Source organism: Pantoea deleyi (assembly GCF_022647325.1).
GTDB lineage: Bacteria > Pseudomonadota > Gammaproteobacteria > Enterobacterales > Enterobacteriaceae > Pantoea > Pantoea deleyi.
On the sequence record NZ_CP071405.1, the window covers coordinates 2,612,200 to 2,625,668 of the forward strand.

Genomic DNA, 13,469 nt, shown 5'->3' on the forward strand with positions numbered 1-13,469 from the left:
TTTTCCTTTAGAAACCAGATTACGAGTTTAGTAGCATTTTCGCGCTAGAATTACGGCGGGGGGGATGGAAAGATGCGTGCAGACACAGGAAGACACCAAACTTCGCTCAGGGTTCCGTAAAGATTTCCTGACGGCAGTGGCAGGTGTACAAATAACTCCAATGAGGGTAATGAATAATGATGAAGCGCAATATTCTTGCAGTGGTTATCCCTGCTCTGTTAGCCGCCGGCGCCGCCAATGCTGCCGAAATCTATAACAAAGACGGCAACAAACTGGACCTGTACGGTAAAGTCGACGCACGTCACACATTCTCTGACAGTGCAGGCGATGACGGCGATAACTCTTATGTTCGCTTCGGCTTCAAAGGCGAAACTCAGATCAACGATCAGCTGACCGGTTACGGCCAGTGGGAATACAACGTTCAGGCCAACAAATCTGAAGGTGATGACGCACGTGACGGTACCAAAACCCGTCTGGGCTTTGCCGGTCTGAAATTCGGCGATGCCGGCTCAATCGACTACGGCCGTAACTACGGTCTGGTTTACGATGCAATCGGCTGGACCGATATGCTGCCAGTGTTCGGTGGTGACTGGGGCAGCTCAGACAACTTCCTGAACGGCCGCAGCACTGGTCTGCTGACCTACCGCAACACCAACTTCTTCGGCCTGGTTGATGGCTGGGACTTCGCAGTTCAGTATCAGGGTAAAAATGACCGTACTGATACTACTCGTGCTAACGGCGACGGCTGGGGCGTATCAACCAGCTACACCTCACCAATTGGTGTTGGTATCGTAGGTGCTTACAGCAGCAGCGACCGTACTGATTCACAGGCAGCAGGTGTTACTGATGTCAATGGTAACGTAATCGGACAGGGCAAACGTGCTGAGAACTGGGCAACCGCGCTGAAATATGATGCGAACAACGTTTACCTGGCAGCAATGTATGGTGAAGGCCGTAACTCTTCATACTTTACCGCTACCATTCCTGGTACCACACCTAACACTACTGCTTCAGCAAATGCCACCATTAACAAAACTCAGACTATTGAGTTAGTTGCTCAGTACCAGTTCGACTTCGGTCTGCGTCCATCCCTGGCTTACGTACAGCAGAAAGGCAAAGATATCGAAGGTATCGGCGATGCTGACCTGTACAAATACTTCGACGTTGGCGCGACTTACTACTTCAACAAAAACATGTCTACCTACGTTGATTACAAAATCAACCAGCTGGATGATAACAACCGCCTGAATCTGAACACAGACGACGTGGTGGGTGTTGGTATCGTTTACCAGTTCTAATCCTGCTTCAGCATGTTGAAAAACGGGGCTCAGGCCCCGTTTTTTTATGGCTGCGATTTGAGATATCCGCGTTTTACGCCACCTTTCCCCGTGCTTCTTCATTCTGGTTTGTTCCTCTCGTCATCTGCAGCGCAAAATGCAGGAATTTGTCTCGCAAACGGTTGGCATTTGCCCGGTCGGGCGCTAACCTGAGAGTCCTCTTGCTTAAGTTCACGCTAATGGACCTGACACATGTTTGAATCGATCTCTGCTGCACCCGCCGATCCTATTCTTGGGCTGGCCGATCTGTTTCGTGCCGACGACCGCCCTGAAAAAATCAATCTGGGTATCGGCGTTTATAAAGACGAAACCGGCAAGACCCCGGTGCTGACCAGTGTTAAAAAGGCTGAGCAATACCTGCTGGAAAACGAAACCACAAAAAACTATCTCAGCATTGATGGTCTGGCGGATTTCGCCCGCTGCACGCAGGCCCTGCTGTTCGGCAACCAGAGCCCCCTGATTACCGCCAGCCGCGCGCGCACCGCGCAGACGCCGGGCGGTACAGGCGCACTGCGTGTTGCAGCCGATTTTCTTGCTACGCAGACCACGGTGAAGCGGGTCTGGATCAGCAATCCAACCTGGCCAAATCATCACAATGTGTTTAAAGCCGCCGGTCTTGAAGTCTGTGACTATCACTATTACGACGCAGAAACCCATTCGCTGGACTTTGAAGGGATGATCGCGTCGCTGCAGCAGGTTCAGCCAGGTGATGTGGTGCTGTTCCACGGCTGCTGCCATAACCCGACCGGGATTGACCCGACAGCAGAGCAGTGGCAACAGCTGGCGCAGCTCTCTCAGGCCAATGGCTGGCTGCCGTTATTCGATTTCGCCTACCAGGGCTTTGCCCGTGGTCTGGAGGAAGACGCAGAGGGTCTGCGCATCTTTGCCGCCTCACATCAGGAGCTGATTGTCGCCAGCTCTTACTCCAAGAACTTTGGTCTCTACAACGAGCGTGTGGGTGCCATCACGCTGGTGGCCGCGGAGGCGGGCGTAGCCGATACCGCGTTCAGCCAGGTGAAATATACGATCCGCTCCAACTACTCTAACCCGCCAGCGCATGGTGCGGCGGTGGTCGCCACGATCCTGGGCAATGACACGCTGCGCACGATCTGGGAACAGGAGCTGTCGGATATGCGTCAGCGCATCCAGCGCATGCGTCAGCTGTTTGTAAACACCCTGGCGGAAAAAGGCGCACAGCGCGATTTCAGCTTTATTATTAAACAGAACGGTATGTTCTCGTTCAGCGGCTTAACCAAAGAACAGGTGATCCGCCTGCGGGAAGAGTTTGGCGTCTATGCCGTCAACTCAGGCCGCGTGAACGTGGCGGGCATGACGCCAGACAATATGTCGGCGCTGTGTGAAGCGATTGTCGCCGTGCTGTAACGCAGACGACGAAACAAAAAATGGGCCGGATGGCCCATTTTTTTATGGCAGGAAAAAGGCGTTTTTTTACTGCAGGAAAGGGTTGCTGATGCGTTCATGACCCAGCGTGGAGATCGGGCCGTGACCGGGCAGAAACGTCACATCATCGCCCAGCGGCAGCAGTTTGCTGCGGATAGCCGCGATTAACTGCTGATGATCGCCCTGCGGGAAGTCAGTGCGCCCGATGCCGCCATTGAAAATGACGTCACCGGAGATCAGCAAGCGCCATGGACGATCAAAGAACACAACATGTCCGGGCGAGTGTCCCGGACAGTGCAGCACCTCCAGCGTGGTCAGACCGACCTGCACGCTCTCGCCCTCTTCCAGCCAGCGATCGGGGGTAAAAGGCGCGCACTCTTCCAGTCCGAACATCCGGCTCTGCGTGGGCAACGCTTCCAGCCAGAAAGCATCGCGCTTTTGCGGCCCCACAATCTGAACGTCATAGAAGGCGGCCAGCTCCACGGCGGCCCCGACATGATCCAGATGGCCATGCGTCAGCAGGATCTGAGCGGGTTTGAGACTAAGCTGTTCCAGCGTTTGCTTAATCAGTTCAGCATCGCCGCCGGGGTCGACCAGCGCGGCTTCACGCGTGGTCTCGCACCAGATAACGGAACAGTTCTGAGCAAAGGCTGTAACAGGAATAATGTGATAATTCATAACGCTCCATGACCGGCTCACGCAGCGTTGCCGGTGTCGTTACCAGTGCCTGACCGGCCCGGTGTCAATGTGCACAAAGTTACTGCGGGGGTAATATCCTACACCACCGGCGCGCAGAGATAACGCCGCTTTGCGTACATTCGCTAACGAAACCCCTTCAATATGAAAATCCATCGCCTGACCTTTGGTGTGATAGCTGTGCTTGGCGACCCCAGGTCCGCTCTCGCGCAGCATGTTATTGGTGGCCAGAGAGCGATAGCCCGACACCAGCTGGATCGGCTTGCGCATGCCCAGCAGGGCCTGCAGACGGAAGATTTGGTCAAACAGATGGGGGTCGATGCTTTTTACTTTGTTGGCGCGATAGTCCCGGAAAAAGTGATTTAATCGTGACAACTCATCCTTGTCGTAACTCTTACCATTAAAAAATTCAGTTTTAAGGGTTTCACCGGTGTGAAGGTTATTGAGCATCAGCACACGCGGACGAGACGTTGAAAGCGAGGCCCTGGCAGAAGCTGGCAGGAGTGCCAGTCCGGCGGCGGCGCTACTGCAGAGCAGTAGTTTGCGACGAAAAGAATCAATAGTAGACATGTAGCGGATTACCTGAGAGTCAAGCCATAGTCATGTGCAAAAAGCGCACAGGCCGAACCATAACTTTCTCTCAGTGGAGCGTCAACCCACCTGCCCGCAGTTTGCGAGGCGACCCGCACCGGGATCGCCTCTGGCTGCCTCTTCTCCCTGCACCGCTAACGATGCAAAATCAATCACTAGAGCAGCAATTGCTCTGCGCGGCTCAGCGCCTGGCTGCCCGAACGCGCCGTATCATCATAATTGTAAATATCTGTGCGGAACTGCGGTTTGCCATCATCCGCGACCCATGCCGTCAGATAGTAAAGATTGACCGGTATGCGGTGGCGAATCGGCACATAGCGCGTATCGCCCTCTTTCAGGGTGCTGGAGATGCGGGAGTCATTCCAGCCTGCATCCTGCAGCAGCAGACCCGCCAGTTCGGAGGCCTTGTTCACCCGCACACAGCCTGAGCTGAGCGCACGAATATCGCGCTGGAACAGGTTATGGTTGGGCGTGTCATGCAGATAGATCGCATCCGAGCTGGGCATATTGAATTTATAACGCCCCAGCGCGTTGGCCTCACCCGGTGCCTGAATCAGCCGGTAAGGAAACGAAGAGGCGGTCACCATACGCCAGTCGATCATGCTGGGATCGATCACTTCGGCGTCCGCGCTCCAGCCCGACAGCAGAGTGTAGCCATGCTTGTAGAGATAGGTCGGGTCCTGCTTCACTTTGGGAATGATATCCTTGCGCACCAGCGTCGTCGGCACGTTCCACGGCGGATTCAGCACCACATTATTCAGCGCGCTGCGCATCAACGGCGTTTTACGATCGGGACGCCCGACGATAACCCGCGAGGAGAGAATCTTGTTGCCGTTGTTGTAGTAGATCAGCGAGTAGTTGGCGATGTTGACCATGATGCCGTTGTGCATATCGTCCGGCAGCAGACGCAGTCGCTGAATATTCAGCGCCAGCAGCGAGGCGCGCATCTGCGGGGAGACGTTGAGCCACTGCCGCGTTCTGGCACCGATAGCGCCATCGCCATCCAGTCCCTGCCACTGCTGGAAGCGCTTCACCGCCGCCACCAGCGTCTCATCGTAAATATTGGCCGTGTTGCCTTCCAGCGTCTGACTCTGGACGTTGCCGGGCGACTGCGGTGCAGGGGAAATCAGATTGCTGATCGGCGCGGCAGACGGGCTGACCGCCACCGGCTGGTCGCTGTGCGTTACCGGCGAAGAGGCGACCGGCACCGCATCGTCATCGGGTGCCGGTGCATTCACCTGCGCCGTTAACATGCCGCTGCGCTGCAATATTTCCCGCAGCGCCGGTACATCAGCGCTGACCTGACCCGGACGCAGCGTTTCACTGCTTTTCAGCTGCGGCCAGGGCTGCCGGTCGCTGAGCAGCGTCTTCAGCGCGGCGTGCATCAGCTTATACTGGGGATGCTGCGGCTGCAGTGAGGCGATAAAGTGGCTGGCCGCTCCCGCATTGACCGCATTCTGCCACTGATTGACCACCGCAACCGACGGCTGCGTCAGTCGGTAGGGAACGTTGCTGTAGAGCCAGGTTTCCCCCTGGGTCGGGACGCTGGAGACGAACTGCAGATAACCCAGCATCGCATCAGAGAGCGTGACATCCCGCGCAAACCCGGAAATCGCCGGGTTAGTCAGACGTTCAATCCAGCGGGTGAACTGCGGCTGAACGCCGGACAGCGCCACCTCGGCCAGCTGCTGCTGAAACTTCTCCACCGCCTGAGTATCCTGCCAGAGCGGCTGCATATTGCGTGAGGCGTAGAGCGCCGCCAGCGGCGCCTGATAAAACGGCTGATCGGCGCCGGAAAAAGCCTGGCGGATACGTTGCTGACTTTCAGAGACGGAGAGTGCCGCATGCGTTTTGCCGGGCAGTGCAGCGATAATCGCGGCCTGTGGTAGCGTAAATGGAACAGCGGTTAGCGCCAGCGCTAACAATGATACAACGCGATGATGATTAACCTTTTTTACCAGCAACATCCCTGCCCCCTTATCTTCTCAACTACGCAGCGTTCCCTGTAACGACTGCGTTCGGGCTGCTACTCATAATGTTGAGTATACAAACAAAAACGGCATTTGCCTCCTGTGACAAATGCCGTGACCAGATTAACCAATGGTTCAGTTTTTGACTACGTTTCTGCCTGGGAATTTTCAGCCGTTAAATCGGGCAGCGCATCCGCGTTGCTTCCCGGCCTCACCGGTGAGGGATCGGCGGCAAAACCACGCAGCCCGACCACATGGACGTGCTCAGTGTTATTGAACACTTTACGCACCAGTTTGTAGGTCGTGCCTTTCTCCGGGCTGATGTTTTCCGGTGCGGCAATGACCAGCTGCATCTCCAGTCGCTCACACAGCTCAAACAGCGTAGCGATGGAACGGGCATCCAGTCGCGCCGCCTCGTCGAGGAACAGCAGACGGCAGGGCGAAATGTCTTTGCCGCGCAGACGGCGTGACTCCTCTTCCCAGCTCTGCACCACCATCACCAGAATAGACATACCGGTACCGATCGCCTCACCGGTTGACAGCGCGCCACTCTCTGCGCGCAGCCAGCCATCCGATCCACGGTTAACTTCCACTTCCATCTCCAGATAGTTGCGGTAGTCCAGCAGCTCTTCACCGATGGTCTGCGGCGTGCGCTGCCCCATGTCGATATGCGGATTCAGGCGCTGATAAAGTTTCGCCAGCGCCTCCGAGAAGGTCAGGCGGTTGCTGTTAAACAGATCCTGATGCTGTTCATGCTCTTCCGACAGCGTGTCCAGCAGCATCGCGTGGGTTTCACGCACGTTGACGTTGAGCCGCACGCTGCGAACCTGACCAAAACTGACGGTCTGCAGGCCCTGGTTAAGCTGGCGGATACGGTTCTGCTCACGCTGAATGGTTTTACGGATGATGTTCGCCGCACTGCGGGAGCTGATCGCCAGCGTCTGCTCACGCGCGGTCAGCTCTTCCGTCAGCCGGTTCAGCTCGATTTCCATCTGCTCGATCGCTTCCACCGGATCGTCCGTGCGGATAATATCCTGACGGATACGCTCGCGCAGATGCTGGTAGACCGCAATAAAGAACTGAATTTTCCGTTCCGGACGTTTCGGATCTTCCGACAGCCGCAGCACGTCGCGCAGATGTTCGTTGTCCGCCACCGCCAGACGCAGCGCGCCCAACGCTTTATCAGACATCGAACGCAGCTCATCGCCGCTCAGGTAGGCTAGCTCGCGTCGATGCAGACGACGCTCCACGCCATTCTCTTTCACCAGACGCAGCACGGTACACCAGCCCGCTTTCGCACTGACCACCTGCTCACGCACCTGATGATAATTTCGCTCCAGCTGGCGCAGTCGCTTCTGCAGGTTTTCCATCTCCGCTTCACAGAAGGTCAGCTGTTTCTCCAGCTGATTACGGCGGGCGCGGTTGTGGCTCAGGGCCGTATAAAGCTCATCGCGACGCACGCGTGCGCGCGCTTCTGCGCTGCTATCGGCCTGAACGCCAATATCCTGCATCTCCTGCTGCAACTCTTTCAGCATGTCGCGTTTAGCATCCCAGGCGCTCTTCAGCGAGGCGAGCACCTGGTTGTACTGCGTCAGCTGGGCCTGATGCTCACGCAGGCGATCGCGACAGCGGCTGCGTTCGCTTTCCGCCTGCTCCAGACGCTGGCGCAGCTTATCGCTGAGATCGTTGTTGCCGTTGAGCATGCCCGCAGAGTCTTCATAGCTGAAGTGTGCGCGGCGCTGTACCACTTCGGTCAGGGCAAAGGCCTGCTGACGCGCGCTGCGCTGCTGCTGCTGCGCCTGCTGATAATCAGCCTGAAGCTGCTCATGCTGCTCCGGATCGCTCTGCAACACCGCGAGGATTGGTTCGAGCTTCGCCAGTTTAGCGCCATGCTGATGCAGGAAGCGCGCTGCGTCCTGCGCGGCATCGACCTGCTCACGAATCTCTTCGCAGCGATCGGCCAGGGTATCGTCCAGCAGCAGATTAACGCGAGGCAGCAAACGGTTTAACTGCGACACGCCCTCTTTCGCCAGCTCATACTGCTGACGCTGCTGCTGATTGTTGCTTTCATGCTGATTCAGCGCCCGCTCCAGCTCGCCCCGGCGCGCGCCCAGCTGACGGATCTGCGCTTCCGGATCGTCATCGAAGGCAACAGCCAGGTGTGAACCGATAAAACGGCTGAAGGATTGATGCAGACGCTGCGTTTTCTGCACATCGAACGACAGCGTGGCGTAGCTTTCCGCCAGTTTGTCGCGCTCAAGGTGCAGCAGCTCAAGCTGATTCTCACGCGCCGCACGGCCAAACAGCGGTATTTTCGGGAAGCGCGAGTAACGCCACTGACGATCCGCGACCTTCACGACAACGGCATTCTGCAGCTCATCGACGCTGAAAACGCTGTCATCGAAGGATTGCGGATCCCCTTCGATCAGATAGAGATCTTCCGGGCACTCTTCCAGCCCGTCCAGCATCTCGCGCACCTGCGAGAGATCGGGTACCACTATCGCATGGCGCGATGGACCGTAGAGCGCCGAGAAGTAAGGCGCATCATCCAGTGTCACATCATCATAAATTTCAGAGAGCAGGACGCCGCCAAAACGTTCAGCCAGCTGGGTCAGACGCGCATCTTCCGCTCCGCCAGGCTGGCTCAGCCGCTCAATCTGCTGCTCGATATCGCGTTTGCTGGCGGCCACTTCGTCGCGCTCGACGGTAGTTTCGCGCTCACGCTCCAGCAGCTGCTGCATATATTCGGTGACATCCTGGCTGCTGCTGAGCGCCTGGCCCGTCTGCTCGCTGAGCTGCGTCAGGATCTCCTGCGCCGCCAGCCAGTGGGGGGCACGGGCGGTCAGGCTGGTGATGCGCTCACGCAGCTGCTCCAGCTCCTGACGCATCTTCATGCGCTGCTCACCGGCGTCCGACACGCTGCTGTTCAGCTGCTCAATCTGCGCTTCCAGCTCCTGCTGCAGGCCCGCCAGCGCATCGGGATCGTAGTGCTGCCCCTGACGCTTGCAGAACTCGGCCAGCAGACGCTCCGCCTCATGCTGCTCACGCAGACGCTGCTCAAGCTCGTTAAGACGCAGACGCAGCGACGAAAGCTGCTCGGCGTGATGACGCTGATTGCTGGCATCGCGCAGCAGTTCGCGGCCGGTCTGCCACGCATCCTGCCGCGTCACGTCACCGGCGATGCTGGTGACCAGCGCCAGCGCCTGCTCAAACTGACTGTGCGCCGCTTCCGCCACGCTCAGCTTCTGTTCCAGATGCAGCAGACGTTCCGTCGCCTCTTCCTCTTTAGCCTGAAAACTCTCCTGCCACTCCGCCGCATTATCAATGTTCAGATCGGGCAGCTGACAGAGCGTCCGGGCGCGCTCCAGCGCCTGCAGAGCCTGCTGATACTGGATAGCGCGGGTCTGCTGCACGTCGAGCGCCTGCTGGAAATCGGCCAGCTGGCTCTTCAGCTCATCCACTTCCAGCTCGGCCGCTTCGGCGCGGGCTTCGTTCTCTTCCTGAATTTCGCGCGCTTCGGCGACCACTTCGGTCTGCTCTTCCAGCCGCAGGGTCAGATCCTCGATATCCGCGTCGTAGCGCTCGATCTTCTCCTGCTGACGCATCGCGGTCTGCACCAGGTTCAGGTGGTCGCTGGCAGCCTGATAATCAACTTCGAGATCGTTTTCGGCGCCGCTGTGCTCAGCCAGTTCGCGCGCCATTTCGACGTGACGATACTGTTCGGTCGCCAGCTGCTTACGGCTGCTGAATAGCTCATTGCGCAGCTGCAGCGCGCTGTCGAGGTGTCCCCGGCGCTCGTTGGCGTGGCGCATGTAGTCCGCAGAGACGTAGCTGGTCGCCTCGGAGATCAGATGCTTGAAAAGATCGCGGTCAGACTGGGTCACGCGGATTGCTTCCAGCGTCATGCGGTTCTCGCGCAGTGCGGCTTCCATATCCTGGAACGCTTTGCGCACCCCGCTGTTTTCAGGCAGCAGGTAGTCACGCAGCGATCGGGTGATGGCGCTGGAGATGCCGCCATACAGCGAGGCCTCAATCAGGCGATAGAACTTGCTGCGATCGCTGGCTGAGCGCAGACGACGCGGCACCACGCCAAGATCAAACATCATGGCGTGATAGTCGGTGACCGAGTTATAGGCGCGGAACTGCACGCCCTCCTGCGCCTCGACGCGCTCTTTAACCTCATTCAGCGGCAGTACGCGCGCCTGACGGCTGTTAAGCACTTCCGTCAGCATGTCGGTCGGATTGGTGTCGGTGGGCAGGCCGTGAATACTGAAGGGCTTGATATCGACCTTTTTATCGCGTCCGGCGACCTGCTGCAGGCGGACGCCGACCACCACACGCTGATGACGTGAGTTAACCACGTCCAGCATCGAGTAGCAGACCCCGGCGCGCAGTTTACCGTGCAGACCCTTGTCGCGGGAGCCGGAGGTGGCGCCCGCTTCAGTGGTATTTCGGAAGTGCAGCAGTGTTAAATCGGGGATCAGGGCCGTCACAAAGGCCGCCATCGTAGTGGACTTCCCGGCACCGTTACCGCCGGACAGCGTGGTGACTAACTCATCGAGATCAAAGGTGCGGGCAAAAAAGCCGTTCCAGTTGATCAGCGTAAGCGAACGAAATTTTCCGCGCTCAATCATGCCTGTTCTTCCTCTGCGTTCTCACTCGCGTCACCTTCCTGTCCTTCACCTTCGTCGGTGTCGACCGGTGCTGTCGCGTTTTCCAGTAGCATGGCTTCGCCATCCCGAATCAGGCGAAGCTGCGCTTCACGCGCGTCATCGCCGCCGCGCACGTCGGCACCGAAGCGAAACACCGATTCGGTGATGCGGAATTTGCTGCTGTCGTTGCCGAAAAACCACACCATGCCCAGGCGACGCAGGCGGCTCAGAGAGGCGCGCACTTTCTCCTGCAGTTTGGTGCGGTCCAGATCGGACCCGGTTGAACGCTGGTTGACCAGCTTCAGCAGGCGGCTTTCGTCGGCCAGGGAGAGCAGTTCGTCATACAGCTCCTGCTGGGTAAAGATCCCCTCATTGGCGAGCCTTTCCGGGCTGAGATAGAGGTAGCAGAGGATCTTGCCAACCATCATATCCAGCTCAGAGAGTACCGAGCGCGGGATCAGCGTGGTTGAACGCGGACGCAGATAGAAAAACCCTTCCGGAGCACGAATTAACTCAACGTGATAACGGGTATAAAACTCTTCGAGGAAAGACTGGTAGTCCATCAGAAAAGCGTGGTTATCCAGCTCTTCGATACCGATATGACGTCCGGCGCGTAACTGGCTGTCCAGCGCAGGGAAAATCGGGTTGGCCAGTGCCTGTGCCAGTTTAACCGGCATCACTTGTTCAATATTTGTCGATGACATGTGCCTGCACCTTGGCTCCGTAATCATTGATAGCTTGCCATTCCACAGGCAAACCGGCTAAATCAGCTTCCGCAACGCCGAGGCGAACCGCCTGGTCGACCACAATCCGCGCCAGATCGAAATGGCGGGCGCGTGGGTACTGAGCCAGGTAGTCGCGCATCACTGACGCGAGGTTGAGCGGTTTCTGTTGCGCTTTATAGACCTGCAGCGCCTCTTCGATCATCGCTGCCAGCTGTTCGCGAATTTCATTAATCTCTTCGTACTCCATCTCCGGCGGCAGTTCGCCCATCACTTCGTCATTCCGCAGCGTCAGCGCCTCATCGCGCATGTCATACAGGCGGTCGGCGTTGGCGTAGGTCAGCGCCCAGGGGGCATCGAAGTAGTTCTGGACCGATACCCGCAGACGCTGCGCAAAGACGCGGTTTTTATCCATGTCGATGGCGGTACGGATAAATTTATGGACGTGCCGGTCATAGCCGATCCACAGGTCGATCGCCTGCTGGCCCCAGCTGGTGATGCGGTCGAGCTTGCTTTGCAGATCAAACACCAGCTTATCGACGAAGCCCAGATCGGGGCTGTCCAGCGTGGCATCCTGAATACGCAGCAGATTTTCCTGGAGTTTGTCCCCGGCGGCTTCCAGCGTATCCTGCAGTTCGCGCAGCGTGCCGGACGTTTCAGAGAGCAGCATTTCACAGCTGGAGATCGCCGCGCGCCAGTCTTTGTTCAGCAGTTCGGCGATGTCATTTTTCACCGCCTGCTGCTGTTCATCCATCAGACGCTGGGTCATATCGATGCTGTCGAAAATCTCCGCCACCGAATATTTCAGCGGCGCGAAAACGTTACGGTGCCAGTGAAACTCATCGCCATTTTCCTGAGCGGCATCGGCGGCCCGTTTCAGCTCACTGGCGACAATCGAAAGCTGCATCGACAGGCGCAGCGTCGAAAACTCACGCTGGCGGATGTAATAGTCGGTGATGCCGATCGCCAGCGGCGTCAGACGATAGATGGCGTTGCCTTCGGTCAGCTCGCTGGTAAAACGGTTGAGCAGGCGCTGGCGCACCATGTCGTTGATGGCGTTGTTGGCGCGAACCAGCACAGTTTCATGGGTTTGTTCGAAAGCTTTACTGACGTGGCGAAATGCATCGATCAGATCGCCTTCGCTCATTTCGCCATCCATCCGCTCACCGTTGAGGGTGGCGATAGCCAGCAAAAAGGCCAGACGTTCCACCGGCAGCGCAAGGGAAAAGTCATTTTTGCGCGCCCAGGAGACCAGTTCAGGTACCGTCTGGGAAAATTCACTCATAATTCGTCCTTCTGCCCGGGTTTACGCGCGGTCACGTGAATGTAACGCCCTAAGCTCAAAAAGGGTTCCTGACGGCAGTAACGCCGCTCCATCTCAATAATTTCATCGTCGCTTTTCGGCTCGCCTTTGGGCGGCTTCATGTAGTCGCTGAACACCCGGATCCCGGCGCGCTGCTCAATCACAAAGCCGCACGCTTCAAGCCAGCGGTAGACCTGTTCGGGGTCGCGCGGATAGTCAGGCGACAGCGTGCGCTTTTTGCGTTTGGTCAGATTCGTTCGCAGATAGCCGAAGTTTCCCAGCGTCAGGGTGCGCAGTGTCAGGCCGTGCAGATTGTAAAACATCAGCGACATGACGCCGCCCGGACGCAGCTGATCGAACAACGCCTTCAGCACCGTCTCCGGTTCAGCGACCCACTCAAGCACAGCGTGGAACAATACCAGATCCACCGGCTTATCCAAATGTTCGCCCACCTGCTGAGCGCTAATTTGTCTGAATTGCATGTTGTGGCTCACACCCTGCGCCGCCGCATTCTCTTCGGCCCGGCGCAGCATTTCGCCAGAGAGATCGCACAGCAGAACCTGATGGCCCTGCGCAGCAAGGCCGCTGGAGACCTGTCCCACGCCGCCGCCTGCATCCAGCACGAAGAGCGGAGAGGAGGACAGGCTGGGCACGATCTTTTCCAGCTCATCCCAGAGGATGGCCTGGCGTATACGCCCTTTCGTGGTGCCGTAAATATTTTGCGAAAATTTATCCGCGAGATCGTCAAAGTTACGATCCTGCATGGCATGCGCTCCGGTATGCTGCGGTGAGACTTG

9 protein-coding genes are annotated in these 13,469 nt (G+C 57.6%); 2 read left to right on the top strand and 7 right to left on the bottom strand.

Going from position 1 to position 13,469, the window contains the following annotated elements:
* The first annotated feature begins 176 nt into the window (after positions 1–176).
* Positions 177–1,298 carry a porin gene (locus J1C59_RS12365; RefSeq protein ID WP_277933477.1) on the top strand — a complete coding sequence of 374 codons (1,122 nt, stop codon included), beginning with the start codon at positions 177–179 and terminating at the stop codon, positions 1,296–1,298.
* A gap of 231 nt (positions 1,299–1,529) precedes the next feature.
* Positions 1,530–2,720 (top strand): amino acid aminotransferase, encoded by a 1,191-nt coding sequence (locus J1C59_RS12370; RefSeq protein WP_128085659.1) that lies wholly within the window; start codon positions 1,530–1,532, stop codon positions 2,718–2,720.
* Between the two features lie 66 nt (positions 2,721–2,786).
* On the opposite strand, the gene J1C59_RS12375 is transcribed toward J1C59_RS12370, so the two are convergent.
* From J1C59_RS12375 to cmoM, 7 genes are all read right to left on the bottom strand, one after another.
* Complete coding sequence (locus J1C59_RS12375; RefSeq protein ID WP_128085658.1) at positions 2,787–3,416, bottom strand: MBL fold metallo-hydrolase; 630 nt, start codon at positions 3,414–3,416, stop codon at positions 2,787–2,789.
* Positions 3,417–3,455: 39 nt separating this feature from the next.
* A complete protein-coding gene (mepK, locus tag J1C59_RS12380) occupies positions 3,456–4,004 on the bottom strand; it encodes a peptidoglycan L,D-endopeptidase MepK (protein WP_128085657.1) in 549 nt (182 codons plus the stop codon).
* A gap of 176 nt (positions 4,005–4,180) precedes the next feature.
* Positions 4,181–5,992 (bottom strand): L,D-transpeptidase, encoded by a 1,812-nt coding sequence (gene ldtD, locus J1C59_RS12385; RefSeq protein WP_128085656.1) that lies wholly within the window; start codon positions 5,990–5,992, stop codon positions 4,181–4,183.
* A 149-nt stretch (positions 5,993–6,141) separates the two neighbouring features.
* Entirely contained in the window at positions 6,142–10,629 is a 4,488-nt protein-coding gene (gene mukB, locus J1C59_RS12390) for a chromosome partition protein MukB (protein ID WP_128085655.1), read from the bottom strand.
* A complete protein-coding gene (mukE, locus tag J1C59_RS12395) occupies positions 10,626–11,351 on the bottom strand; it encodes a chromosome partition protein MukE (protein ID WP_128085654.1) in 726 nt (241 codons plus the stop codon). The genes mukB and mukE overlap by 4 nt, the downstream gene beginning before the upstream one ends.
* Entirely contained in the window at positions 11,332–12,654 is a 1,323-nt protein-coding gene (gene mukF, locus J1C59_RS12400; protein WP_128085653.1) for a chromosome partition protein MukF, read from the bottom strand. Before mukF ends, mukE begins: the two co-directional genes overlap by 20 nt.
* A complete protein-coding gene (gene cmoM / locus J1C59_RS12405; protein WP_128085652.1) occupies positions 12,651–13,436 on the bottom strand; it encodes a tRNA uridine 5-oxyacetic acid(34) methyltransferase CmoM in 786 nt (261 codons plus the stop codon). Before cmoM ends, mukF begins: the two co-directional genes overlap by 4 nt.
* Positions 13,437–13,469 lie beyond the last annotated feature (33 nt).

Bases quoted from the DNA above. Each gene is read 5' to 3' on its own strand.
- J1C59_RS12365 (WP_277933477.1), top strand. From the start codon at position 177: ATGATGAAGCGCAATATTCTTGCAGTGGTTATCCCTGCTCTGTTAGCC.
- J1C59_RS12370 (WP_128085659.1), top strand. From the start codon at position 1,530: ATGTTTGAATCGATCTCTGCTGCACCCGCCGATCCTATTCTTGGGCTG.
- J1C59_RS12375 (WP_128085658.1), bottom strand. From the start codon at position 3,416: ATGAATTATCACATTATTCCTGTTACAGCCTTTGCTCAGAACTGTTCC.
- mepK (WP_128085657.1), bottom strand. From the start codon at position 4,004: ATGTCTACTATTGATTCTTTTCGTCGCAAACTACTGCTCTGCAGTAGC.
- ldtD (WP_128085656.1), bottom strand. From the start codon at position 5,992: ATGTTGCTGGTAAAAAAGGTTAATCATCATCGCGTTGTATCATTGTTA.
- mukB (WP_128085655.1), bottom strand. From the start codon at position 10,629: ATGATTGAGCGCGGAAAATTTCGTTCGCTTACGCTGATCAACTGGAAC.
- mukE (WP_128085654.1), bottom strand. From the start codon at position 11,351: ATGTCATCGACAAATATTGAACAAGTGATGCCGGTTAAACTGGCACAG.
- mukF (WP_128085653.1), bottom strand. From the start codon at position 12,654: ATGAGTGAATTTTCCCAGACGGTACCTGAACTGGTCTCCTGGGCGCGC.
- cmoM (WP_128085652.1), bottom strand. From the start codon at position 13,436: ATGCAGGATCGTAACTTTGACGATCTCGCGGATAAATTTTCGCAAAAT.